The sequence below is a fragment of the Ensifer sp. 22460 genome (genome assembly GCF_052044935.1).
Taxonomy (GTDB): domain Bacteria; phylum Pseudomonadota; class Alphaproteobacteria; order Rhizobiales; family Rhizobiaceae; genus Ensifer.
On the sequence record NZ_JBQENZ010000001.1, the window covers coordinates 461,245 to 484,058 of the forward strand.

A 22,814-nucleotide genomic window follows, 5' to 3' on the forward strand; every position below is an offset into this window, starting at 1 on the left:
CGCCGGTCGAACCCTCAGGCGGCGAGTTCGACCACCGCCCTGCGGATGTCATCGAGGTCGTGCCCGACGAAGGATTGAACGCCGATGCCGATCTGGTGCGGCTCCATATCCTTCAGGAAGTCCCTGAGGCCGGAGAGGTCCTGCCGGTAGCTGTCCTCGAACCAGAGCACGTGACAGAGCGCGGCATCGGAGGGCACATGCCCCTCCCCGCCGAGTACCTCGTCGACGAAGCGGCCATAGATCGTGCATTCGGAGAAGGCGCGGGTCCGCGTGATCGCCCGAACCCAATTGCGGCCGTGCTGCGCCTCGATGTGGTCGAGCAGCTTCCGGCACGTGTCCGTGCGCCAGGCGATCAGCGTGTTGATGTAGTCATTGGCCGGCAGGTTACAGGGGCCGATGCCGAGAAGGCGATCGGAATGGGCGAGCCATTCGAGATGGTTGGAGCGCATATGCGCGTCGATCGCGCCATCCTTGCGGTAGAGCGTCAGCCGGTCCGCCTGCCAGAGGCTGGCGGGATCGAAGGCACGCAGGAACACGACGTCGGAGTCGACCGCAAACATCGCCGCCTCGTCGATATGCCGCGCGAGCGCCAGGCGACGAAGCTGCTGCGCATGCCAGCCACGCAACGGCAAACCGAAGGGACTGAGCCATACCTTCCTGCGACCGGCGGATAGTGGATCCGTAACCGGATGCAGCCACCAGGGCAAAAGATCGCCCTCGCTGACGACCACCCGCCGCGCGCCTTCGAGTTGCCGAAAGAGCGTCACGTCAAAATCGGCGACCAGCAGATAGTGCTTCCAATCGCCCTGAAGCTTGCGGTCCATGCTTTCGCACATGAGCCGGCAACGCTCGAAATCGTTCGCATAGGACGCTGTGACAACCGCAGTGCGCATGGTCGGACCGTTCACGATGTCCCCGTTCGAAGGTTGGTGTCGGCGATCGTTTCGCGCGAGCGTCCAGACAGTTTGTGCCAGAGGACATGGCACAGGAAAAGCGGGTTTCCGAGAACGTAGCGGCGCCACATGCGCCGCGGTTCCATCGCCAGACGGAAGAACCACTCCAGCCGCAGCCGGCGCAGGAATTTTGGCGCCCGCGGAAACTCCTCCGCGACGAAGTCGAAGAGCGCGCCGACGGAAATGACCAGCCGGGCGTCCTGGGGGCCGACATGGGCATCGACCCATTTCTCCTGGCCCGGACTGCCCATCGCGACCAAAAGGATATCGGCCTTCAACGCACGGACTTCAGCGAGAATCTCCCGGGACCGTTCCCGGTCGAAGAAACCATCGGAAACCGGCAGAAACTCGTGCCACGGTGCGTGCGCCTGGAAATTCTCGGCGGCGCGCGCGAGCACCTTCGGCCTGGCGCCGATCATGGCGATGCGCAGCGGTCTTTCGATATAGGTCAGCAGCGACGGCACGAAGTCCGTGCCATTCAGATTGGCAGGAAACATGCGGCCGTAAAAAAGATAGGAAGCGATATCGACGCCGTGCCCATCCGGAAAGACAACCTGGCGCGCCAGCGCCGCACGGTATTCTCCGTCGCGCATCATCAGGTTGGCATTGTTGGCATTGAGGAAGGCAAGGACCGTTTGTCCGCCTGGCCGCGAAAGCGCTTCTGCAGCAAAGGCGAAAGCCTTCGTCCAGCCGAGATCGACGACCGGCATTCCGAGGATCAGACGCCGCGATAGAGAAACGTTCTTTGTGGCAACGATTTTCGTCACGATCGTCCCCCTTCATGAATCGTCAAGTCCGGCGGCAGCGACGGCCCGTCCGCAGCGCTCGCAGGCGCAAGGCCCGCCAGCACATTGCGCATCACCCGCATCAGCCGCACTTTCTGGGCACGGTGGAAGACCGAGCCGTCAAGACGCTGACGATCGCCGGCCCGCACCTTGGCAACCTTGTCGACCAAGAGGCGCGCGAATTCCGCGGGATCATCGGCCGCGGAGCAATTGTCGGGGATAGCATCGATGCCACGCAACGATGCCTGCGTCGCGACGCAGGGCATGCCGAGCTCGAAGGTCTCGAGGCTCTTCAGTTGCACGCCGGTGCCGCCACGGCTGATGAGCGGGACGACCGCGCTTTCGGTGACGAAGGCGCGCGCGTCCGGCACCCTGCCTGCGAAGCGGACACCGGGATGGGAGACCGTCGGCACGCCATCCATCTGCCCGGCGATCGCGATCGTCATATCCTCCGGCAGATGCGGAACGACCTCGGCGAGGAACCAGTCGAGGCCCAGCCTGTTCGGTCGCCAGCTCCATGTGCCGATCAGGCCGAGATCGTGCTGGAGGTCTTGATCAGCTTCGCCGTTCGGGGTCGCCGGCGCGTCCCAACCCGTTACCAGCGGCAGAACGAAGGCACGCTCACTGACGGCACGGCCGAAACCGAAACGATCTGCCTCGGCAAAAGTCCAGACGGCGACGGCATTGTGCGCCAGGTGCTGCTCGTAGTGTTCGAGATATTGCGCTTCGCGCCGGAAGAGAAAGCGCTCGATGGTGCCCTTTGCCCGCTCGGCACTCTCGAAGGCGGAATCCGCCTCGACATTGTGGGCGACATAGACCGACGGATAGGGTCGGAAGACCTGCGCGAACGCGGCCGGCAATTGCACCGAATTGAGCACCAACCCATCGAATGGGGCGAGGCTGTCGAGGATCGACTGGATCCGGTTTGCCGATACCGTAAGCATCTTGCCGGATGAAACCGACGTGCGGTTGAGGAAGGCGGTCGCGAGCCAGCGCAGTTTCCGAAGCGTGCCGACCTTGGCATTGGTTACCTCGAGCTCGCCGAGGAGGTGCATCTCGCAATCGAGCGCGGGTATTTGTCCCGGCTGGAGAAAACCGATGACGCTGACCCGGTGACCGAGCGCACGAAGGCCGTCGAGCACGGCCCGGTTGGCGATGTCGAAGCCGGACGCCGGATTGGCGACGGGAACGAGCGAGGAAACCAGGACAAGATGCATTTTGCCACACGTCATGAATGGAGCTGGGCACTTCTTTAACAGCATGGGGTGAAAGAGCGCTTAAAGCCCCCTTTCAAAATCTGCCGTCCGGGTTCAGCATCTGTTTAGGAAGATTTGTTGTATTGCACATCAATTTTGCTTGCACAGGTTTCGCCATGACGTCGACCGGCCAGGACATTTCCGTCTACTTCCGGACAGAGCTGGAGGACGCCGGCGACATCGAACTCGTCGTCGTGCTGCCGACGTTTCGCCGGCCCGAACACGTCGTCAAGTCGCTGAAAACCATTGTTTCCCAGAGGCCTGATGTCTCCTTCGCCACGGTCGTCGTGGAGAACGACGATGAAGGATTGGCCGGCGCTCAGGCCGCCAAGGACTTTTTCCTGGGCCATCCCTCCGAATCGATCGTCATCGTCGCGCATCAGCGTGGCAACTGCCATGCGTACAATGCCGGCTGGTCGATGGCGCTCGAAACCTATCCGAACCTCAAGGCGATCGCGATCATCGATGACGACGAGGTCGCGGCACCCGAGTGGCTCGATTGCCTCATCACGGTACAGGAAACGACGGGCGCCGACATGGTCGGCGGGCCGCAGCTCCCGGTCTTCGAGGGCGACGGCGGGCAGAAGTGGAAGCGCCACCCGGTTTTCACGCCCCACTATGACACGACCGGACCGGTGCCGATCCTCTATTCCTCCGGCAACGTGCTTGTTACCCGGCCGGTGCTCGACATGATGCCGCGGCCGTTCCTGGACCCGGCATTCAATTTCATCGGCGGCGGCGATGCGGATTTCTACAGCCGCAGCAAGGAACAGGGCTTCTGCTTCGCCTGGGCGGCGGATGCCTGGGTCGCCGAAACCGTGCCGGCGCGCCGCACGAGCGCATCCTGGATCCGGGCGCGCAGCCTGCGCAATGGCGCGATCTCGACGATGCTCGAGCATCGACGCGACCCAAGTTTCGGCGGGCGGATGCGGACCTTCGGCAAATCGCTGGCGCTGCTCGGCGCTTCGATCCCGCGCGGCATCGAACTCTGGAGCAAGAGCGGGCTGGCAAGCGCCGGGCTCTATCATTTCTATGTGGCGATCGGCCGGTTGATGGCCGAATTTGGCCTCGTCAACGAACAGTACCGCACGCCGGAGAAAAACTGACGGCAGTCGCGCTCGCAGGAGCGCTTCCACGAAAAGCCTGCAGCGGCCTCCGCCCGGAATTCCCCGACGTCAAAAATGAAATGGTCGAGGTCGGAAAGCGAGCGGACAAAGCGCTCGCGTTTCTCCGGTCAATGCGAGCTGCTTGCCTTGACCGCGCCTTCCGGCAGCTTGTCGCTGGCGACATGGCCATTCTTGTCGACGATCGGAACCGGCTTCTGCCGCGGCACGTTCTGGCTGTTGGCAACGCGCTTGACGTCGTCCTTGGTGAGGTATTCGAGCTGTTCGACGAGCACCTCGGTGATCACCTCTTCGCCGAGCTTCTTGTTCAGGCCATCCTTCACCGTGGTCTTGAAGGTTGGCAGATCGAAGGTGCCGGTATCGGCAACATCGATGAATTTCGAGCCGACGAGCAGATCGTAAAGCACGTCGGTGACCATCTGCCGGAGCGGAGCACGGAGATTGTTGATCCCCTCCTTGGTCGCAGAGAAGGAAAGCTTCGTGAGGAAATAGCCCTGGACCGAGCCTTCCTTGATCACCGGAATGGTGATCATCTCACCGGGAACATATTGCTCCGACGCGCGACGAGCGGCCTCGCCGTCCGTGACGACGGGCGCCGAAGCGCTTTGCATCGAAAAATAGACCGATCCGAGCGTGACCGCGCAGACCCAGACCCCGGTGAGAATGAGCTTGAGCATCAGAAATCGCTATAGCGGAACTGCGCTTCGGAATAGATGCCGTCCGCATCGGCATCCTGTGCAGCCGTCTTCAGGAGATCGACGACGGAGCGCACCGCTTCGAGATGCGCTTCCACCTTCTGCGAGTTGATCGCCAGCTTGTCACGCAGGTGACGAGCATGCGAGGAGAAGGTCGACGACGTCTCTCCCGGCAACATGTCGCGATGCAACATTGTCAGTTCGTAGAGGCAACGACTCTTGTGCGCGTTCGACGTCTTGATGTCGAATTCCGGGTCGAGACCGATGCGGCTGTTCTCGTTGTCGAGGATCATTTCCAGTCGCCCGAGCACGTTCTGGATCCGGACGTCATTGGATGCCACAGCTTCCATGAATCAACTCCCAATTAAGCTTGCTTGTTCTTGTCGTCTTCAGGCGTAAAGCCGGTCAGCGTCTTGCGCTCATATTCCTGCACGAGGCTTGCGGCGAGGTTTCGGCTGTTGCCATCGAGCGAGGCCTGGACCCGATCGGTCGCGCTGCCGCTCGCCAGCTGATCGGCGATGCCGATGCCGCCGCTCTTCGAGATGACGTCGCCGATCTGCTCGGCCATCATGCTCTTCCAGATATCGCCTGCGTTCCCTTTACCGAACACGTTCTCGCTGTCGGTCGGCAACATCGACTTCACGAAGTTCTGCAGCACCATGGCCTCGAACTTTCGATAGGTTTCAGGGATCTTCTTCTGCTCGACGCGGTTGTTGATGTCGCCGAGCCCGGTCGAGCCGTCGGAAGAATTGAGGATGTTGACGGCGGCGGTGAAACCGTTGCCGTTTTCCGCGAGGCTCGTCGCCTTGAAAGCCGCACGATTGGCCTTCAGCCGCGCCTGCGCTTCCTGCACCTCGGTCGGGTCGGCGGCGCGCACGACATCCATCACCAGATCGCTGGGCGGAGAGATGGCCATGACGAATCCTCTCAAAATCGAGCCTGCATCGACCAAGGGCGACGCACAAAGGCAATAGTCGGACCGGCATCGCTCCACCGTCGGAGCATCCCCGGATGGCGTACTATCGCCCGTCAACCTTACCGGAAGCTGGCGCCTGCCCGGTTACGTGTTGATCGATCAGGTCATAGATGGAGTTGTCGGCTTCCTCGCGCTCCTCGGACTGGCGCGCTTCCTTCATGTTTTCCTCGAGCCGGTCGGCCTTTGCCCGCTCCCTCAGCATCCGCACTTCATGCGTCTGCTGGATGCCGAGCAACATCTGGTCCTTCTGCACCAGGCGCCCTACCTGCGAGGAATAGTGGCCGGAGAACATGCGATGCATCGGATGGGCCGAACCCATGGCATCGACGACCACGTCGATCGTCTCTGCCAAGGCCTCGCGTTGGCGCACCATCTCGACATAGTCGGCCTCGGCCATCTGCTCGAGATGGCGCTGGACGGCAACCAGGCGCTTGAGCTTCTGCGAACGGGTCTTCATCTGGCTATCCTCCCTGCATGACCGGCGCGAAACCGTCGCCGAACAGGCGCAGCATTGCGGCGATGCCGAGATAGAGCAGGAACATGCCGCCCATGATCAGATAGGGCTGCGAAATGAAGTAGATCGGGATCTGCGGGGCGAGCTTGTTGACCATGCCGATCGCTACGTTGAAAAGCAGGCCGTAGACGACGAAGGGGCTCGCGAGCCTCAGCATGATCATGAAGGTCTGCGCCAGCGAGTCCGTGAGCGTGATCAGCACGCCCTGCGGATCGAAGGCGGTACCGATCGGCATGGCGCGATAGGATTGCACGATCGCCTCGATCATCACGTGATGGAAATCGAGCATGAAGAGCACCATCAACCCGGCGAAGCTGATGAGGCTGGTCAATTGGTTTTCCGGCGTGTCTTCAATCACATCCGACGAGGGCGGGGAGCTGAAGCCCATCAACATGGTGATCGCCGCGCCGGCGAACTGCAGCCCGAGCACATAGTAGCGGGCGACGAGCCCCATGACCACGCCGACGGCCGTCTCGGCGGCGATCAGGTAGATGTAGGTATGCCCCTTGCCGGTCACCTCAGGATAGATGTCCGTCCACATGACCGGCAGGATCGCCATGGACACCGCGACCGCGATGAACAGCCGGACCTGCATTGGAACGCGGGCAGAAGAAAACCCGGGCATGATCATGATGCAACCACCGATCCGGCAAAAGGCCGCGAACAGCGCAAGCACCGAGCCCTCCGGGTCGGTGATCATGAAACTGAGCCGATGATCTTGATCTCGAGGCCCTTGGCAAGCTCGACATGCGAGAGCACGGGCAAAGTGGCAAAGAGACGCTCGATGATCATGCGAACATAAGAGCGGGATTCGGGCGAACTTACCAGTACGAAGGGCATGCCGCGATCGAGATGTTCACGGATAACTTTGGTCGCCTGTTCGCTGAATTCTTCCAGATGGCGCGGGTCGATGTCGAACTCGACGACTTCGCCCTTGGCGTCGCGCTTCAGTGCCTGGTGGAAGACCATGTCCCACTTGTTGCCGAGCCGCAGCACGCGCAGGACGCCATTGTCGGCGAGGTCGCCGCAAAGCTGCTGCGACATGCGCACGCGCACGTGCTCGACGATCTGTTCGGTCTTGCGCACATGCGGCGCAAGTTCGGCAACCGCTTCGAGGATCAGGTGCAGGTTGCGGATCGAGACGCGCTCAGCAAGCAGCAGCTTCAACACGGCCTGCAGGCCGGAATAGGACATGTGCGAGGTGCAAATTTCGTCGGCAAGCTTGCGGTATTCCGGATCGAGCCGTTCGATCAGCACCTTCACGTCCTTGTAGGAAAGCAGGTGCGGCAGGTTGTTGCGAATGACCTCGCTCAAATGCGTCAGCACTACCGAGACGTTATCGATCGGGTGGAAGCCTTCGCGCTTCAGGTCTTCGGTGAAGGTTTCGAGGATAGAAACCGCCGGCATGCCGAAGGCGGGTTCGCGGATCTCGTCGCCCGGCACGCTCGGCCGGCGGCCGCCGCCTGTCACCACCAGCACTTCGCCGACACGCACAGTGTTCGAGGCGATCGTCGTACCGTGGATACGGATATGATAGGCCTTGTCCGGAATGCTGATGTCGTCGGACACCTTGATTTCGGGAATGACGAGGCCGTATTGCCCGGCGAATTTGCGGCGCATCTTACCGACGCGGAAGGCCAGTTCCTGGTGGGCGCCGAGCAGGCGCGTCGAGACCTGTTTGCCGAGGAGAAGCTCGATCTCGGCGGTCTTCAGCACCGATTTGACGGAATCCGCCTCGCCTTCCCTGGTCTGCTGGACCTTGGCGGCCTCCTCGGCGCGGCGGGCCGCATTGGCCGCTTCGATCTGGCGCGGCACGAGCCAGCTCAGAAACGCCATGCCGCCGCCGAGAACGGCGAAGGGTAGGAACGGCAGGCCGGGGACGACCGCCAGGAGAATGATCAGACCGGAGGCGACCATCAGCGCCTTCGGATAGCCACCGAGCTGGCCGACGACGGCCTGATCGGTCGAACCCGAAGTACCACCGCGCGACACGAGCAGGCCGGCGGCGAGCGAGACGATCAGCGCCGGGATCTGCGAGACGAGACCGTCGCCGACCGAGAGCTTGACGAAGACGTCGGCCGCTTCTCCGATCGGCATGCCGTGGCGGAGATAGCCGATAATGATGCCGCCGAAGATGTTGATCGCGGTGATGATGAGGCCGGCGATCGCATCGCCGCGCACGAATTTCGAGGCACCGTCCATCGAGCCGTAGAAGGAGCTTTCCTCTTCGAGTTCGCGGCGGCGGCGCTGGGCCTCCTTTTCGTCGATCAGGCCGGCCGAGAGGTCGGCGTCGATCGACATCTGCTTGCCTGGGATCGCATCGAGGGTGAAGCGCGCGCCAACTTCGGCGATACGCGTCGCACCCTTGGTGATGACGATGAAGTTCACGGTGATCAGGATCAGGAAGACGATCAGACCGATGACGAAATCGCCGGACATGACGAGGCTGGCAAAGCCCGAAATGACGCCACCGGCAGCACCATGACCTTCATGGCCATGCGAAAGGATGACGCGGGTCGTGGCGATGTTCAGCGCCAGACGCACCATGGTCGAGATCAGCAGAATCGTCGGGAATGAGGAGAACTCGAGCGGGCGCTGGATCCACAGCGAGACCATCAGGATCAGAACCGAAAAGGCGATCGAAAACGCCAGCCCCATGTCGATCAGGAACGGTGGAATGGGCAGGAAGAGGATCGACAGGATCATCACGATGCCGAGCGCAAAGCCGACGTCGCGGCCCTTCGGTGCGACTTTCGGGATGATCAGCGCTGCTTGTTGTGCCATGTCTCTTCCGTCTCATCATGAGAACAAGGCAGCATTCACACGCGCTGCCCCACTTTAGAGATGGAAATAGCGGCCCAAGCTTGCGCGAGGGTTTCACGGCCGCACGTGCAGATCGCCCCGCACTGCGAGCGGATCAGAAACCGGATTGGATGCGCGAAAAGATGATGTCGGTGAAAATGGAGATCTGGGCGCCGATGAAGGGCGCAGAAACGGCAACCGTGATCATGACCGCAAGAATCTTCGGCACGAAGGTCAGCGTCATTTCCTGAACCTGCGTCAGCGCCTGAATGAAGGCGATGACGACGCCGACGATCATCGCGGCGAGTACGGCGGGCCCCGAGGCCACGATCACGGTCCAGATCGCGGCCTGTACGATATCGAGGGCATCCGCCTCATTCATGGATGGTTCACTTCACCTTGACGCCCGGGCCGATAACAAGCTCCTTGCCGCTATCCAGCACCGCAATGATTCCGTCAGAGTATAGTTTCACTTCCTTAACCACGCCAGTGGTCTTGCCGTCCTCGCTGGTGACGGTGCGTCCGATCACGGCATCGGCTTCGCTCAGCGACGTGCGCTGGAGGAGGCTCTCGAGGTTCTTGTTGGTCTTGATCGTCTGTTCCACCTGCGAAAAGGTCGCGAGCTGGGCGATCTGCTGGGTCGCATCCATAGGTTGCGTCGGATCCTGGTTTTTCATCTGGGCGACCAGCAGCTTCAGGAAGCTCTCGTAGTTGAGCGATGCCTTGGCCGCGTCGCCGCCCGAATCCTGGCCGGAAACGATCGGGGTGTAGCTGTTGTTGTTGACGCCGCTTACCGCCACGGTGCGATCTCCTTGCGAATCTGCTCGACCGTCGCCGGCGTGATTTCCTGCGTGTTGAGAATGCGGTCTTCGATCGCGTAGAGGCCACGGATCGCTTTCAGCGCCTCGAATGCGCGGCCGTTGGTGACGAGACCGTCGACGCGCTTCAGTTCGGCAAGAATCTCTTCGTTCTTGAAGCAATTGAGCAGCATGACGACCGACTTGCGGAACATGGCGGTCGACTGTTCCGCACCTTCCGGATTGATGAGGATCATCTGCGCGATGAAGTAGAGCTGCTTCAGCGGCGTCGTCGCGTCTTCCGGCTGCAGCACGTGGTTTTCGAGCAGGAAGGTCACGTCGTTCAGAAATTCGACTGCGACCTTGCGGTCAACGCGAAGCACCGCACCGTTAACAAAAATCCGTTCGCCCGACTTCAGCGAAATACGCAGTGTGCTCTTCATTTCAGTCCATCCCTGATGATGGTGGTAATGTCAATTATGCCCTGGAAGTTGGAGGATTCGCGTTTGCGGATCTTCTCTGTCTCGTTGAGTATCCAGATGGCGATCGAAATCAGATTGGCGCGCAGCTCTTCGTTGAGCTGGTTTTCCGGAGCGCGCAGATCCTCGATGAAGCGGATCCACAGGCGCCGGGTGAAGTAGATGGCCTCGATGGCCTCTCTCGAATACCCTTTCTGCTGTTTCGCTGCTTCCATGAGCGCGATCGAGCGATCGAGTACCTGCCGTTCTCGATTTTTGGAGTCGGCGACGCCGTCCTCCATGATCTCGGCATAGGAAAACTGATACATTCAGACATCCTTCATGTTTGTCCGGTTCCCCATACTAGAGGAAATTGAGCAAGCTCATCTGCTGTAGTCGTGACGTTAGTGTATAGGACGTTTCCAACTGCACCTTTAGCGTGTTGATCCGGGTCGATGTCTCGATCGGATCGACGCCCTCGATGTCGGCGACATGCGTGTTGACGAGCTTGAGCTGCGCTTCGATGGAGGTATTCGCCTTCTTGACGCGCGCTTCAGAGATACCGAGCGAGCTGCGCTCCGCGTTGAGGCCGGCAATCCCCTGTTCCGCGTAGTCGAGGGCTGCGACGCCAATGGCCGAGCGCACCTCGGGCGTTACGTTCTTGTCCATCAGTTCAGCGGCGATCACGCTTGCCACCGCGAACATCCGGAAACCCTTGGTATTGGCGTTGGTCGAGCTCTCGATGACTTCGCTGGTGCTGATCCGGCTCGTCATGTTCTGGTTCGAAGCGTCGGACCAGTTGGCATCCCAGCCAGGTCCGGTGAACATCGGTTCGACGGTGTTCTTGATGAAGTCCTGCATTTGCGTGACGGAGAACTGGTTCATGCCGGTCAGCGGCGGAACCTGCGCAGCCATGAAGGTCGAGAGTGCATTGTCGAAAGCAGTCTTGGCGGCCGACGGCGGTGTCGTGTCGTAGTCGGCAACCGGCTTGGCATCCGTGTTGATGCCCGAAAACAGGAACTCGCCATTGAAAGAAGTGTTGGCCGCAGCGGTAAAGGTCTGCAGCGCGCCCATGATCTCGGTCTTCTGGATCTTCAACTGGCTGGCAGCATCGTTGCCCTTGTAGGTGACGAGCGTGTCGCGCACTTTTTCCGCCGCCTTCGCCATGGTCTCGAGCGCGCCCTGCGAACCGGAGAGACGCTGGGTCACGACCGAGTTCGTGCTCTTCATCGAGTTCAGCCGGTCCAGCTCGCGCTGAAGGTTGAGTGAACGCGACGCCGTCGCACCAAGCGCCAGGCCAACGTCATAGTGGCGGCCGGTGGTCTGCTCCTGGGTGAGTTTGAGCAGCTCCGACTGATTCTGCTGGATCGTCAGGCGCATTGCGCTCTGGATCGCCAGATTAGAAACGTAGGACGTCTTCATGATTACCTCACGGCTTCCATAAGGGCTGCCATCATGGCATCCACGGTACTGACCAGCTTGGCCGATGCTTTGTAGGATTGTTCGAGATCGAGCAGCAGCGACAGTTCTTCGTCGATGCTGACGCCCGTCTGCTTGCTGAGTGCTTCCTGGGTGCGCGCAAGCATTGCCTGCTTGTTGTCGTCCGCGGTCGAGGCCGTCTTGCGTGTCTGCTCGAGCCAGCCGACCGAGCCGGTCGCAAAGTTCAAAAGGCTGCTATTGCTATCGAGGCCCGTCGACGGGGCGAACGACATGTTCTCGCCCATCTTGTTGATGAAGCCGTCGAGCAGCGCGGTATAGCCGGGGCTCGGATTGGCCGCACCGCCCGGGTTCGACACCACGCCATTGAAGCCGCCGTCTCGCAGCAGCAACGGGTTCGCTTTGGCCAAGGCGTTGACGGTGATCTTGGACGCCATGCCGGGGACGACGGTGCCCGTTGGCGGAACGCCAGCACTTCCCCAGGTGAACAAGCCGGGCTGATACGCGATAGCCGGCGGGTTGCCTTCCTTGAAAAGCTCCACCAGACCGCGCGCGATCTCGTCCAGCTGCGATTGGAACTTCGGCGCGATATCGTCGCGCAGCTGCACCAGGCTCGCGAGCTTGCCCTTGGCTGTCGTGTCCGCGCCGGTTCCGGCTGCGATCGGCACGCCATCGACGAAAATCTTGTTTCCTGTGACGGTGGCGTCGAATGTGGTGGTAGGAGCGAAAGTGACCTGACGCGGAATGTTCTCGAAGAGCACCGTGCCGTCGGTGGTGAAGATCACCGTATCGCTGTTGCCGCGCGTGACGGTGGAGATGCCGATGATCTCCGAAACCTGCTTCAGGATCTTGTCGCGCTGGTCGAGCGCGTCGCTGGCATCACCGCCTAGGGCCGTCGCCGACTTGACGGCGTTGTTGGCCTTCTCGAAATCCGCCAGCAAGCCGTTCAGCTTCTCGACCTCAAGGGCGATTTCCTTGTCGGCATCCTTGCGCAGGTCCTGCACCGTGGTGGAGGTTTTGTTGAGCGAGTCGGCGAGATCCTGCGCATCGGAGACCGCCGTCGCCGCGATCGTCTTGTTTCCCGGCGTCGCGGCCAAGGTCTGCAGGCTGTTGCGGAAGTCCGAGAGCAGCTTCGACGGCGCCGTTTCATAGTTGTTGCCGCCGAGCGCCGACTTCAGCAGTTCCAGCCCGTCGCGAAGCCGGGCCTGGCCCGAGGCTTCGCCGATGCTGGCGATGCTCTGCTTGAGCAGCGCCTCGTTCTGGGCCCGGTAAATGGATACGACCTGCGCCCCGTTCGGCGTGCTGCCCAAGAGAGCGAGACGACGCGAATAATCCGCATTGCCCGCATTCGCGATGTTCTTCGACACGGTCGCGGTCTGCTGCGCCGTATTGCTGAAGGCCTGCTGTGCGATGGATATTGCGGAGGACAGCGACATGACGCGGACCGTATCTCTTTCAATTACCGTTTCAGGTTGACCAGCACGTCAAGCAGGTCCGAGGCGGTCTGGAACACCTTGGAGTTTGCCGTGTAGTTGCGCTGCGCCTCGATCATCGAGGTCAGTTCGTTGGCGATGTCGACGTTGGAGTTTTCAAGCGCCTTGGACTGGATGTTGCCGAATGCCCCGGAGCCGGCAAAACCGGTGACGATGACGCCGGAATCGGTGCCCTGCGAATAGACGTTGCCCGATTCCGGCTGCAGCTTGTCCGGGCTCTGCACGGTCGCCAGCGCGATGCGATACTTCGGAACGAGGTTGCCGTCGCCGTACTTGACGTAGACGATGCCTTCCTTGTCGATCTCGAAGCCCGACATCTTGCTCGGCTTGCTGCCGTCGATGCCGCCGCCGGTGCTGGTGAAGTCACCGCCGAGCTGCGTGGTCTTAGTGGTGTCGATCGTCAGCGCGCCGAGATTGGCGCCGGTACCCGGCAGGTTGTTGATAGCCGTCGTCGTCAGTGTGGCAGGGACCGCGCCGGTGCGCTTGCCGGCCGCGTCGAAAGTCATGACCTGAGAGCCGATCACACCGGTGATCGGCGGGCCGGCCGAGTAAGTCGCCCGGTCGCGGATCTCCAGCGACCACTCATTGACGTTGGTTTTCTTGTAGACGAAATCGAGGATACGGGTGTTGCCCTGGCTGTCATAGACGACGAGCGAGGTCGGCTTTTCGTCGCCGATCGCTGCACCCGACGGCAGGTTGGCTTCCATCGCGCCCTTGGTCGAACCGGAGGCCACCAGGCCTTCGTCCTTGAGCTTGACCTGCGTCAAGCCGTCAAAGCCGTTGACGACGACCGTCGGATCAGCGCCGGCCTTGTATTCGTAACCCATCAGCGTGAAGCCGGCGGTGTTGACGAGGTTACCGTCCTTGTCGGGGACGAAGGAGCCGGCACGCGTCAGGAAATTCTGGCCGCCATTGCCCTGGACGATGAAGAAGCCGCCGCCGTTGATGGCCAAGTCACTTGCCGACGTCGTGTAGCTCGTGCCGCCCTGCTGCGAGATGCTGTAGCGCACCTGGGTCTCGACGCCGCCGGAATTGTAGTTGCCGCCGCCAGAAGGCAGGATCATCGACGAGAACTCGGTTGAGGCGCGCTTGTAGCCCGTCGTGTTCGCGTTCGCGATGTTTTCGGCGACCGTGCCGAGACGGTTGGACTGGGCGTTCATACCGGACACGCCCGTTCTCATGCTGCCATAGAGACTCATATCGGATCCTCATTTCCTTGTTACGGCGACACTAGGAAGCGGGCCTTGCGTGAACCTGTCTTGGTTCGGCGCCCGCTCAACCGCGTGGCGCTCAGTTCCAGTCGATGCAGTAGCCAAGGAAGCGCTTGGAATCGATCGGGTCGAAGCCGAGCTTCTTGCGCAGTTTCTTGCGCAGCTTGCTGATGTGGCTCTCGACGACGTTTTCTTCGACGTCCTCGTCGAAGATCCCGTAGATCGCGTTGAAGATCTGCGACTTGGATACGCGGCGGCCGCGGTTCGCGACCAAATATTCGAGAATCCGCCGTTCGCGACGCGGCAGTGCGAAGACGTCGCCGTTGATCTCCGGATCACGGCCATCGGCAAAGACGCGGATCGGACCGATGTCGGTGAAGTTGGTAATCGCCTTCAGGCGGCGGCGGATTGCGGCGACGCGGGCGAGGATTTCGCGGGGGTGAACCGGCTTGCGCACGACGTCGTCGACGCCACAATCAAAGAGCGCAAGCGTATTTTCGAGAGAGGGGGTGTCGCTGACGGCGATGACGGGCGCCATCGACCGGTCGCGGATGGCACGAGGCAGTGCGAAGGTGGCGTCGCCCTGACCGATCAGGAAGGCCTCGACGGCATCGATATCCGAATCAGCCGCCGCGTTTACCCACTCGCCAAACTCCCTGGGGTCGAAGCCCGTCGAGGGAATTCCTTCACGCCCGAAGAGCGACGTATAGCCGTCCTTCACAAGCTCTCTTTCATCAACCACTACGATCATTCGCCCGCCTCCGAATCAGTATGGCTCCGCACTGATCGAGAGGTACGAATCGAAGGATTCATGAACAACTAGAGGAAGTTACTGGGTGGAATTAATAATTGATTAACCATGTTTCGCCGATTTGATCTATATCTAGTGGCACCCCGTTAACATCGGCACTAAAATAATGTGGAAAAGTTAACGGACTGCGACAAATCCGCTTGCCGTCACATTGTCCACGCATTGTCGCCACAATGCGGCAACGCCTTCAAAAATGCAATTATGGGTTGTTCATTGACAGAACTGCGTGGCGTTCGGCGTCCACTTGCCGTAGCCCGTCGCGACGAGATTCGCGATCACCCGACAGACATATTTCTTCTGCGCCGGGTCGTTGTTCGGGCCCGCGTGATAGCGGGCAACAGCCATGGTCCAAGTCTCATGCTTGGCGTGCAGATTGGCCAGGAAGCGCGCGGCATATTCGACATTCTTGCGCGGGTCAAGCATCTCCTGCGGCGAGCTGAAATGCTCGCCATGGAAGTAATAGTTGATCTGCATGCAGCCAAGATCGATGAGCTTGGCGCCCTGCGCACGGGCATTGCCGAACTGCGTGAGAACGTCCTGTTCACTGGTGCCAAAATAGGCCTTGCCTTCGATGTTCATCGCATAGGGCTGCAGCGAGCCCTTGCGGCCAGTTTCGGTCAGCCCGACGGAATAGAGTATCCCGGCAGGGATGTCGTATTTCGCCGCGGCGTTCATGATCTCGCGTTCGCAGACGCCGGCGCTGGCCAAGGCACTACATGTAGACGTGACCAGTGCGAGAGCGCTCAGTGCCGGCAGCCGCATCGTCCGTCCCGCCATTGCCAACCCACCTTTCCGCCATCGAAGCCTGGCCGTCGTCCTGTCGCTGCTGACGTCCCTGGGCGTTGCCGTCAGCCCGCTCGCGTCCCTGCTGCCCGGCCTGGGCTTGTGCCTGAGCCTGCGAGCCTCCGCCCGTGGACGTGTCGCCGCCCGAATTGAACACGATGTTGACCTGGTCGACCGCGAAGCCCTGCGCACGCAGGGCCTTCACCATCTCGCTCTGGTCGTCGCGCAGCTGCCGGAACGCTTCGCCGGTCTCCACCTTCAGCTCGACCTGCAATTCGTCGTCCTTGAGCCTCAGCGTGGCGGTGACGAGACCGAGCTCGATCGGATGGAGCTGGATCTTCAGCGTGTTCAGCGTCTTGCCGGCCTGGGTCCAGGCGCCTGGCTGGCTGAGTGCCGCGCTCGGCTGCAACGGGCTGGCGCCGACTTCGCCTGCGATCGCGTCCGCCACGGCGCTCGTGTTCGGATTCACCGAGATGCCCAGGTAGCGCCGAGCCTCAAGTACCGTGACGTTCTCGACCTTGGCAGCCTGCGAACGGGTGCCGTCGAAAGCAGCCTCTCCGTCCTTGGAAAGGCTCATGGTTACGGCCTGTCCCTTGCCCTCGGCCCGTGCGAAGCGGAAGAGCCGATCCGTATCGGCCTCGCCTGCCGTAGCTTCGGCCTTGGCGCCGTGCTCGCCGGTCCCAGCGACATGCATGCCTGCAGCCTCGCCCGTGCCAGTCGCCGGCTGACGGCCGGCCTTGGTCGTTTCGCCGAGAGCCTGCCCGACTGCCTGGCCGCCGCCGAGCAGCGTCAACAGGTCATCCATATCCATCTTCGATGCCGACGTCGCTTCGCCGCCCTCGCCATTGGCGGCATCGGCGTCGCCTGCCGCCGTCGTTTCGCCGTTTGCCTGCGCCTTTGCCAGCCGCTCCGCAAGGTCGGCAATGCGCTCTGCGAGTTCGTCCGGGACGGTCGCGTTGCTCAAACCGGCCGGATCCGCGTTCGCCTTGGCCGTATCGGCCTTGTTCGCCGTGCGACGCGCGCCAAGGTCGCGTTCCGTTGCTGGGAAACGGTCGTGGGGCGCGTGTTCGCCAAGTGCCTGTTCGTCGCGGCCGATGGCAATGCTGCGCGCCGCCGCGCCGTGCCTGCCGGCGCTCTTGGCAATGTTGTCCTTGTCGATCAAGGCTCCAGCCTCCGTGTCGTCGCCGGCAGCGGTGTCGCCGAGGCCTTTGCCGGTTCCCGCCTGATCATTCGCCTTCTGCCGTCCAGCATTTGCCACGGCGTCCTCGAAGGCACCGCCCAAGGCGCCATCCGCCTGCTCCTTGCCGCCGGCGCGCCCATTTCCCTTGCCGGCAGGGGCCGGGGGCAGACCACGCAGGCTATCATCAAGAGCCCTCATTTCCCTTCTCCCTTCAGGAGAGCATCGATCTCTTCGATCTTCGACCTCCCCTTCGCCACGAACCCGTCGTGTTCGGGATCGCCGGCCGCGCCAGCGTCGATTTCCGCCGTGCCTTCGGCTGCGGCCACCGGGATCGGCGTATTGCCGAAGGGGCTTAGGCCACTGCCTGTCTCCTCACCCGCTTCCGAGATGTCGGCTTCGACCGGTCTATCGGGTTTAGACGCAAACGCTTGCGTGAGGCTTTCATCATTCGGCGGCCTGACGACCGCATCTGCGACGGCTCTTGCGGCATCACGCAGCGCGCGGTCGCGTGGCGAAAGCTCCGCATCCGGTATCGCTGCTATGCTCGCTGTCGCGGCGAACACGTCGCTGGAGGGAACGGACGCCAGGCCCGCATAGAAACCGGCGAGCACTTTCGGCTGCATCGCGCCGTCGGCACCAAGCGCTTCTGCCCGCTCAGAAGCCTGTTTCGCCAATGCCTGCTTGCCGGCAATCGCTGCGCGCCGGGCGACACGCAGATAGACCTCGCGCTGGCGCGGCGCGTCCATGAAGTCGAGAATCTCGGAGATCCGCCCCTGGGCTTCTCCGTCGAAATGCGCGACGGCAAGCTCGACGAAGACGTCGGCGAACTGGCTGGCATAGGGAGACGTCAGGTAGCGGCGCGCATAGGTCAGCGCGTAGTGAAAGCCCTTGTCCGGCGCGTTGGCCTGCACCGCAAGGAACACGGAGCGACGCAAGGCCGCCTCCTCGATGATCGTGCCGGGAGCCGTCAAACGCGCCCAGTCGTAGTACTTCATCGCCGCAACCGGATCCTGCTGCGACGTCGCATTGCCAAGAATGAGATAGAGATACGGACCGATGCGGGCGTTTCGATATTCCGGGGCAGCCTTGGACAGGTTCTCGACGATCAGACCACCCTTGCCGTTCAGATACTGCCGTAGCGCTTCGGTCACGCGGGAATCGAAATTGCCGGCCACGTCATGATCCGAAAGGTACTTCAGCGTCTCGGGATTGCCGCCGCTCATCGCATAGACAAGCGCCGCATCGACGTTGCGCGGGTCGCTAAACACCGAGGCATCGGCGGCGCGCAACCGCTTGTCGATCGCCCCGAGCATGAAACGCTGCATCTCGATCGCGGAGTGATCGCCGAGCACCACGGAGTCCTGCACATATTGCAGCGACCGGATCATCTTGAAGGGTGCGAGTTCCTCGATATCGTTCGCCCTGGCGCTCCCGATTGCAAACGGGGTCGCCAGCACGCAGCAGGTCATCAGGATCGATCGCAGGCGTCTCAGCATCATGTTTAACCCGGAGCCGATTGCAGCAGGATCTCGATGCGCCGGTTGCCCGGCGCATAGGGATCAGCCGGGATCTGCAACCGCCGGTCGGCGAAGCCAGTGATCTGGCTGACGCGGTCTTCCTTCAGACCACCGCGAACGAGCATGTAATAGGCACTCTGGGCGCGTGCGGCGGAGAGCCGCCAGTTGTCATAGGTGCCGTCCTTGAACGGGCGACCGTCGGTGTGGCCGCGGATCGCGACAGCACCCTGCCGCTCGGCGAGCAGATGGCCGATCTTTTCCATCGCCAGTACCAGTTCCTTCTGCGGCACGGCCGAACCGATGGCGAACATCTGCGCGTCCGTGCGCTCGCTGATCGTAACCATGAGACCGCCCTCGGCCGGCGTTACGACGAGGCCTTCCGCCAGCTGGCCAGCCTCACCGGCAAGCTCCTTCTTGAGCTCGGCCTGGAGTTCTTCGGCCTGTTTCTCCGCGGTCGCCTCGGCCGTGTCGGTCTTCGGCTTGTCGCCGGCGTCGCTCTCGGCCGTTTTGTCCGTGCCGTCTCCTGCCTTCGCCTGCTCCGCCTGTTTTTCATCCTCGGTCTTGTCGACCGCGGGCGCGCCACCTGCCTGCATCGCAGATGCCGCGGCGAGCGCCACGTCGCTCTTGGTCGTATTGCCCGCTTCGGTCAGTTCGACCTGTTTGGTCCAGAAATCCGGATCGAACGGATCGCGATAGGCTTCGCCGCCGTCGGCGCCGGTTGCCGGACCGGACTGAGCCGCTCCGCCCTCACCCTTCACGCTGATGTTGGCCTGCTGGCCGACTTCGCGGGCGATTTCGGAGAGCACCGAATAGGGGTTCTCGAAGAAGTCTGCGTCGGAATACTTCGTTTCTTCGCCCGAGGTCGCCGTCAACTGGTCGCCGGTCTTGGCCGACCCACCGGACTTTTCCTGCTCGCCATCGACCTTGGAGCGCTGCTGCGTCTCCTCGCCCTGCGCATCCTTCGCCGGATCCTTCAAGCCGCGTTCGGCAGGCTTCTGGTCGGTCAATTGCACCGGATTGAAATAGGAGGCGATCGCCGCCTTCGTTTCCTCGTTGGCAGCGTTGATCAGCCACATGACGAGGAAGAAGGCCATCATTGCCGTCATGAAGTCGGCATAGGCGATCTTCCACGAGCCGCCGTGATGCCCGTCATGGCCACCGTTGTGGCGCTTGACGATAATGATCTCATGTTTGCCGTTGTGATGGTTTTCGTCGCTCATGCGAGAACTTTCCGGACGGTATCGGCCCAGGCGGCCATGCGTGTCACCAGGATCGCACCGTCCATTTCGACAGCGAGATCGATGTCGTCGGTTTCGACGTGGCGGAACAAAGGCATGTCCTCCCCGAGCTGGCGCTTCAGCGCCTCGAAGAGTTGGGTTGGGCCCTTGACGACGAGGGTGCAACCTTCGCCGGCCACCAGGCCCTGCTTAATCATCTGCGCCATATCGGCGACGGCGCGCTGCAGGAGGGCATCCTCCATGACCGGCGCAAGAACCCGAGCGGTCTGGTCTCCGAGCGCGGCCACCAGACTGTCGGCCATGTCGGCAAAACGCTCTGCCAGGCGGTTGGCGGTCTCTGCTTCGAGGCGTTGGGTCAAGGCCGCGAGCTCGGCCGCATGGGCCGCCTGCAGGTCGGCAATCTGGCGCTCGTGTTCGAAGACGAGCTCGGCCGTCGCCTCGGCGCGGCCTTCTGCGAAGGCGCGTCGGCGCTCCGCGTCGATGTCAATCTCTGGCATGGCTGGCCTCGCGCCGAGGCGGTCGCCATCGGCATAGTCGCTGTCCAGATCGGGGAAATATTTTTGGGGCATCAGCGACAGCTCGACTTTCGGCGCGCTGAAATCCTTGAGGTAGCGGGAGAGCATCGCACTCATGACCGGTCACTCGCGGCGGCGCAGCGATGCGGCAATCCCCGTCTGATCACGAGACGGCACCCTCTGGCGCGGATTTCCATGGCTCCTGGCACTGCTGACATGTCTCCCACGGGTCCAGCCGCGGATGCGAAGAACCCAACATTCTTGACGTACATCGGCGATGTTCGGGCTAGTCGTTCCCGGAGCGATCCGATGCAGGCGGCGGCCAAGATTCATTTTGGCCGGCAGTCATGCGACAGGACTGCGAGAGAAGGCTATTCGGTCAAACTTGTGCGAAAATGAATGTGTTGGACCGCGCCAGGGCAATTAGCGCGGTCCAACCGTTTCCACCGGGTGCCGTGACCGACGACGTGGCAGAACTCAAACTTTGCCGCCCCCATTCCGGGAAAGCGGAAGCGTTTTGGCGGATCCGCCGGGCGCAGCCGGCCACTCTCCGCCGATGCGCCTTACTGTTGGAACAGGCGCAGGATGTTCTCGGAGTTCGTATTGGCGATCGAGAGCGCCTGGATGCCGAGCTGCTGTTGCGTCTGCAGTGCCTTGAGGCGCGTCGATTCCTCGTTCATGTCGGCATCGACCAGGCGACCGACACCCTTGTCGATCGTATCCATCAGGTTGGCGATGAAACTTTCCTGCATGTCGATGCGCTTGGTGATGGCGCCGAGCGTGGAGCCGGCATCGGTCAACTGGCCGAGGATGTGGTCGACGACGCGGATCATGTCGTCCATCTGGGCGTCGGTGGTCGCTGCCGTCAGCTTGACTTCCGACGAGGTCGCATTCGGGGTGGTCACCGGTGCGCCGATCAGGTGGAAAAGCTTGGCCGAGGTGCCGACCGGCGACGTGAGCAGCGAGGCGTCGTAGCTTCTGGTCAGGAGGCCACGGCTCGCGTTGGCCGTATCGATCAGCATGGATTGCGCCGTGTCGAAGTCGAGCGTGGTGACCGACACGTTGCCGTTGGCATCGCGGTTGAACGAGGCAACGATCGACTTGGTGCCGACGGAAGCCGCATTCGCGTTATAGAGCCAGTTTTCGCTGGAGAAGGATGCGGACTGCGCGGCAGCCAGGAGCTGGTTCTTGAGTTCAGTGATTTCCTTGTCGATCTTCAGCTTGTCGACGCCCGGCTCGCGCGCGGCAACCAGCTTGCGCTTGATCTCGCTGACGACGTCGATCGACGAATTCATCGCCGCATAGGCCGTGTCGATCTTGGCTGCACCGAGGCCAAGTGCGTCTTCGACGGTCGACAGCGCCGCATTGTCGGAGCGCATGGTGGTCGCGATCGACCAGTAGGCGGCATTATCCGCAGCGGTCTGCACGCGGTAGCCGGAGGAAATCCGATCCTGGACCTCGGCCATGTCGGTATTGATGGAACGCAAGGTCTGAAGCGCCGCCATGGCGGCGGTATTGGTCATGATGCTGGTCATTGGTCACCTGCCCGGAATGAATTTCTGAAGACATTCCGGAGTGCAGAACCGGCAGCGATGGGACTGGCATCATGCGAATCGCCCCTGTTTTGCCCTGGAGGCGACCCTTCGCTCTTAACCAATATGTAACGATTGCGTGGTTAACAAATGGTTAACGCCGTTAGTAAGTCGGTAACAAAGGTGAACAAAAATAAGGGAATATGGATGAAAGGTTAAAGGCGGATCGCGCACCCTGCCTGACACGCCTGGGAAAGTTTGAAGCGCAAAACGAAAAAGGCCGCACGACCCCGTTGGGCGTGCGACCTTTCTGCTGTGTGCGCAAGAGGGGCGAAAAGTCGCCCGTCTTGCCTGTCGTTCGCTTAGCGGAACAGCGACAGGATGTTCTGCGAGTTGGTGTTGGCGATCGTGAGCGCCTGGATACCGAGCTGCTGCTGTGTCTGCAGAGCCTTCAGGCGGGTCGACTCTTCGTTCATGTCAGCATCGACGAGGCGGCCAACGCCCTTCTCGATCGAGTCCGAGAGGTCGCGGACGAAGTTCTGCTGCAGTTCAACGCGGCTGTTGAGCGCACCGAGATCGGCAGCAGCGTCGGTCATCTGCAGAAGCGTTGCGTCAACGCCCGAGATGGCTTCTGCCAGAGCGCCCATCGTCATGTTGGTGATGTCGAGCGACAGCACGCTGTAGCCGGTCGTAACCGTCGCACCGTTGGTCGCCAGCTTGTATTCCATGTAGCTGGA

Annotated in this window: 25 protein-coding genes; 1 reads left to right on the top strand and 24 read right to left on the bottom strand. The window is 61.7% G+C overall.

Features of this window, described 5'->3' with window-relative positions:
- Positions 1-14: 14 nt before the first annotated feature.
- From ACTJKM_RS02175 to ACTJKM_RS02185, 3 genes are read right to left on the bottom strand one after another with little or no spacing between them, the layout of a single operon-like run.
- Complete coding sequence (locus tag ACTJKM_RS02175; protein WP_306341281.1) at positions 15-908, bottom strand: DUF6492 family protein; 894 nt, start codon at positions 906-908, stop codon at positions 15-17.
- On the bottom strand, positions 905-1,720 hold the full coding sequence (locus tag ACTJKM_RS02180) for a WecB/TagA/CpsF family glycosyltransferase (RefSeq protein ID WP_244495602.1): 816 nt from the start codon (positions 1,718-1,720) through the stop codon (positions 905-907). The genes ACTJKM_RS02175 and ACTJKM_RS02180 overlap by 4 nt, the downstream gene beginning before the upstream one ends.
- On the bottom strand, positions 1,717-2,955 hold the full coding sequence (locus ACTJKM_RS02185; RefSeq protein ID WP_058325393.1) for a glycosyltransferase family 4 protein: 1,239 nt from the start codon (positions 2,953-2,955) through the stop codon (positions 1,717-1,719). The genes ACTJKM_RS02180 and ACTJKM_RS02185 overlap by 4 nt, the downstream gene beginning before the upstream one ends.
- Positions 2,956-3,110: 155 nt before the next feature.
- Between ACTJKM_RS02185 and ACTJKM_RS02190 the strand changes: the two genes are divergently transcribed.
- A complete protein-coding gene (locus ACTJKM_RS02190; protein WP_058325601.1) occupies positions 3,111-4,100 on the top strand; it encodes a glycosyltransferase family 2 protein in 990 nt (329 codons plus the stop codon).
- 128 nt (positions 4,101-4,228) lie between these two features.
- Here ACTJKM_RS02190 and ACTJKM_RS02195 read toward each other — a convergent pair whose 3' ends face one another.
- From ACTJKM_RS02195 to ACTJKM_RS02295, 21 genes are all read right to left on the bottom strand, one after another.
- Positions 4,229-4,795: a hypothetical protein gene (locus ACTJKM_RS02195; RefSeq protein WP_058325392.1), complete on the bottom strand. Its 567-nt coding sequence runs from the start codon at positions 4,793-4,795 to the stop codon at positions 4,229-4,231.
- Positions 4,795-5,163, bottom strand: coding sequence for a hypothetical protein (locus ACTJKM_RS02200; RefSeq protein WP_058320491.1), 369 nt, complete (start codon positions 5,161-5,163; stop codon positions 4,795-4,797). Before ACTJKM_RS02200 ends, ACTJKM_RS02195 begins: the two co-directional genes overlap by 1 nt.
- A gap of 14 nt (positions 5,164-5,177) precedes the next feature.
- A complete protein-coding gene (locus tag ACTJKM_RS02205; protein ID WP_057251047.1) occupies positions 5,178-5,729 on the bottom strand; it encodes a rod-binding protein in 552 nt (183 codons plus the stop codon).
- Between the two features lie 103 nt (positions 5,730-5,832).
- A complete protein-coding gene (locus tag ACTJKM_RS02210; RefSeq protein WP_057251049.1) occupies positions 5,833-6,246 on the bottom strand; it encodes a hypothetical protein in 414 nt (137 codons plus the stop codon).
- Between the two features lie 4 nt (positions 6,247-6,250).
- Positions 6,251-7,003: a flagellar biosynthetic protein FliR gene (fliR, locus tag ACTJKM_RS02215; RefSeq protein ID WP_440659891.1), complete on the bottom strand. Its 753-nt coding sequence runs from the start codon at positions 7,001-7,003 to the stop codon at positions 6,251-6,253.
- A complete protein-coding gene (flhA, locus tag ACTJKM_RS02220) occupies positions 7,000-9,087 on the bottom strand; it encodes a flagellar biosynthesis protein FlhA (RefSeq protein WP_440659892.1) in 2,088 nt (695 codons plus the stop codon). Before flhA ends, fliR begins: the two co-directional genes overlap by 4 nt.
- A gap of 133 nt (positions 9,088-9,220) precedes the next feature.
- Positions 9,221-9,487, bottom strand: a complete 267-nt coding sequence (fliQ, locus tag ACTJKM_RS02225; protein WP_043624946.1) for a flagellar biosynthesis protein FliQ — start codon at positions 9,485-9,487, stop codon at positions 9,221-9,223.
- A gap of 7 nt (positions 9,488-9,494) precedes the next feature.
- Positions 9,495-9,905, bottom strand: coding sequence for a flagellar hook assembly protein FlgD (gene flgD, locus ACTJKM_RS02230; RefSeq protein ID WP_057251055.1), 411 nt, complete (start codon positions 9,903-9,905; stop codon positions 9,495-9,497).
- Positions 9,896-10,345 carry a flagellar biosynthesis repressor FlbT gene (gene flbT, locus ACTJKM_RS02235; protein ID WP_025425943.1) on the bottom strand — a complete coding sequence of 150 codons (450 nt, stop codon included), beginning with the start codon at positions 10,343-10,345 and terminating at the stop codon, positions 9,896-9,898. Before flbT ends, flgD begins: the two co-directional genes overlap by 10 nt.
- A complete protein-coding gene (gene flaF, locus ACTJKM_RS02240; RefSeq protein ID WP_034800744.1) occupies positions 10,342-10,689 on the bottom strand; it encodes a flagellar biosynthesis regulator FlaF in 348 nt (115 codons plus the stop codon). The genes flbT and flaF overlap by 4 nt, the downstream gene beginning before the upstream one ends.
- Positions 10,690-10,723: 34 nt before the next feature.
- Positions 10,724-11,782 carry a flagellar hook-associated family protein gene (locus ACTJKM_RS02245; RefSeq protein ID WP_057251057.1) on the bottom strand — a complete coding sequence of 353 codons (1,059 nt, stop codon included), beginning with the start codon at positions 11,780-11,782 and terminating at the stop codon, positions 10,724-10,726.
- Between the two features lie 2 nt (positions 11,783-11,784).
- The gene (flgK, locus tag ACTJKM_RS02250) at positions 11,785-13,233 is read right to left on the bottom strand and encodes a flagellar hook-associated protein FlgK (protein ID WP_058325390.1); all 1,449 of its coding nucleotides are present in this window, start codon (positions 13,231-13,233) and stop codon (positions 11,785-11,787) included.
- 23 nt (positions 13,234-13,256) lie between these two features.
- Positions 13,257-14,489, bottom strand: coding sequence for a flagellar hook protein FlgE (locus ACTJKM_RS02255; RefSeq protein WP_058325389.1), 1,233 nt, complete (start codon positions 14,487-14,489; stop codon positions 13,257-13,259).
- A gap of 91 nt (positions 14,490-14,580) precedes the next feature.
- On the bottom strand, positions 14,581-15,252 hold the full coding sequence (gene rem / locus ACTJKM_RS02260; protein ID WP_057251062.1) for a transcriptional activator Rem: 672 nt from the start codon (positions 15,250-15,252) through the stop codon (positions 14,581-14,583).
- A 270-nt stretch (positions 15,253-15,522) separates the two neighbouring features.
- On the bottom strand, positions 15,523-16,074 hold the full coding sequence (locus ACTJKM_RS02265) for a transglycosylase SLT domain-containing protein (protein WP_057251064.1): 552 nt from the start codon (positions 16,072-16,074) through the stop codon (positions 15,523-15,525).
- Positions 16,025-17,473, bottom strand: coding sequence for a flagellar hook-length control protein FliK (gene fliK / locus ACTJKM_RS02270; protein WP_440659893.1), 1,449 nt, complete (start codon positions 17,471-17,473; stop codon positions 16,025-16,027). The genes ACTJKM_RS02265 and fliK overlap by 50 nt, the downstream gene beginning before the upstream one ends.
- Positions 17,470-18,771: a chemotaxis protein MotC gene (motC, locus tag ACTJKM_RS02275; RefSeq protein WP_058325600.1), complete on the bottom strand. Its 1,302-nt coding sequence runs from the start codon at positions 18,769-18,771 to the stop codon at positions 17,470-17,472. Before motC ends, fliK begins: the two co-directional genes overlap by 4 nt.
- Before the next feature lie 5 nt (positions 18,772-18,776).
- Positions 18,777-20,012: a MotB family protein gene (locus ACTJKM_RS02280; protein WP_058325387.1), complete on the bottom strand. Its 1,236-nt coding sequence runs from the start codon at positions 20,010-20,012 to the stop codon at positions 18,777-18,779.
- Positions 20,009-20,662 carry a hypothetical protein gene (locus ACTJKM_RS02285; protein ID WP_058325386.1) on the bottom strand — a complete coding sequence of 218 codons (654 nt, stop codon included), beginning with the start codon at positions 20,660-20,662 and terminating at the stop codon, positions 20,009-20,011. Before ACTJKM_RS02285 ends, ACTJKM_RS02280 begins: the two co-directional genes overlap by 4 nt.
- Before the next feature lie 446 nt (positions 20,663-21,108).
- Complete coding sequence (locus ACTJKM_RS02290; protein ID WP_058320502.1) at positions 21,109-22,080, bottom strand: flagellin N-terminal helical domain-containing protein; 972 nt, start codon at positions 22,078-22,080, stop codon at positions 21,109-21,111.
- Between the two features lie 359 nt (positions 22,081-22,439).
- The coding region (locus ACTJKM_RS02295) for a flagellin (protein ID WP_440659894.1) at positions 22,440-22,814 on the bottom strand (375 nt) is incomplete at its 5' end.

Excerpts from the sequence above, each read along its gene's own strand:
- ACTJKM_RS02185 (WP_058325393.1), bottom strand. The coding sequence starts at position 2,955 with ATGCATCTTGTCCTGGTTTCCTCGCTCGTTCCCGTCGCCAATCCGGCG.
- ACTJKM_RS02190 (WP_058325601.1), top strand. The coding sequence starts at position 3,111 with ATGACGTCGACCGGCCAGGACATTTCCGTCTACTTCCGGACAGAGCTG.
- ACTJKM_RS02195 (WP_058325392.1), bottom strand. The coding sequence starts at position 4,795 with ATGCTCAAGCTCATTCTCACCGGGGTCTGGGTCTGCGCGGTCACGCTC.
- ACTJKM_RS02200 (WP_058320491.1), bottom strand. The coding sequence starts at position 5,163 with ATGGAAGCTGTGGCATCCAATGACGTCCGGATCCAGAACGTGCTCGGG.
- ACTJKM_RS02205 (WP_057251047.1), bottom strand. The coding sequence starts at position 5,729 with ATGGCCATCTCTCCGCCCAGCGATCTGGTGATGGATGTCGTGCGCGCC.
- ACTJKM_RS02210 (WP_057251049.1), bottom strand. The coding sequence starts at position 6,246 with ATGAAGACCCGTTCGCAGAAGCTCAAGCGCCTGGTTGCCGTCCAGCGC.
- fliR (WP_440659891.1), bottom strand. The coding sequence starts at position 7,003 with ATGATCACCGACCCGGAGGGCTCGGTGCTTGCGCTGTTCGCGGCCTTT.
- flhA (WP_440659892.1), bottom strand. The coding sequence starts at position 9,087 with ATGGCACAACAAGCAGCGCTGATCATCCCGAAAGTCGCACCGAAGGGC.
- fliQ (WP_043624946.1), bottom strand. The coding sequence starts at position 9,487 with ATGAATGAGGCGGATGCCCTCGATATCGTACAGGCCGCGATCTGGACC.
- flbT (WP_025425943.1), bottom strand. The coding sequence starts at position 10,345 with ATGAAGAGCACACTGCGTATTTCGCTGAAGTCGGGCGAACGGATTTTT.
- flaF (WP_034800744.1), bottom strand. The coding sequence starts at position 10,689 with ATGTATCAGTTTTCCTATGCCGAGATCATGGAGGACGGCGTCGCCGAC.
- ACTJKM_RS02245 (WP_057251057.1), bottom strand. The coding sequence starts at position 11,782 with ATGAAGACGTCCTACGTTTCTAATCTGGCGATCCAGAGCGCAATGCGC.
- flgK (WP_058325390.1), bottom strand. The coding sequence starts at position 13,233 with ATGTCGCTGTCCTCCGCAATATCCATCGCACAGCAGGCCTTCAGCAAT.
- ACTJKM_RS02255 (WP_058325389.1), bottom strand. The coding sequence starts at position 14,489 with ATGAGTCTCTATGGCAGCATGAGAACGGGCGTGTCCGGTATGAACGCC.
- rem (WP_057251062.1), bottom strand. The coding sequence starts at position 15,252 with ATGATCGTAGTGGTTGATGAAAGAGAGCTTGTGAAGGACGGCTATACG.
- ACTJKM_RS02265 (WP_057251064.1), bottom strand. The coding sequence starts at position 16,074 with ATGCGGCTGCCGGCACTGAGCGCTCTCGCACTGGTCACGTCTACATGT.
- fliK (WP_440659893.1), bottom strand. The coding sequence starts at position 17,473 with ATGAGGGCTCTTGATGATAGCCTGCGTGGTCTGCCCCCGGCCCCTGCC.
- motC (WP_058325600.1), bottom strand. The coding sequence starts at position 18,771 with ATGCTGAGACGCCTGCGATCGATCCTGATGACCTGCTGCGTGCTGGCG.
- ACTJKM_RS02280 (WP_058325387.1), bottom strand. The coding sequence starts at position 20,012 with ATGAGCGACGAAAACCATCACAACGGCAAACATGAGATCATTATCGTC.
- ACTJKM_RS02285 (WP_058325386.1), bottom strand. The coding sequence starts at position 20,662 with ATGAGTGCGATGCTCTCCCGCTACCTCAAGGATTTCAGCGCGCCGAAA.
- ACTJKM_RS02290 (WP_058320502.1), bottom strand. The coding sequence starts at position 22,080 with ATGACCAGCATCATGACCAATACCGCCGCCATGGCGGCGCTTCAGACC.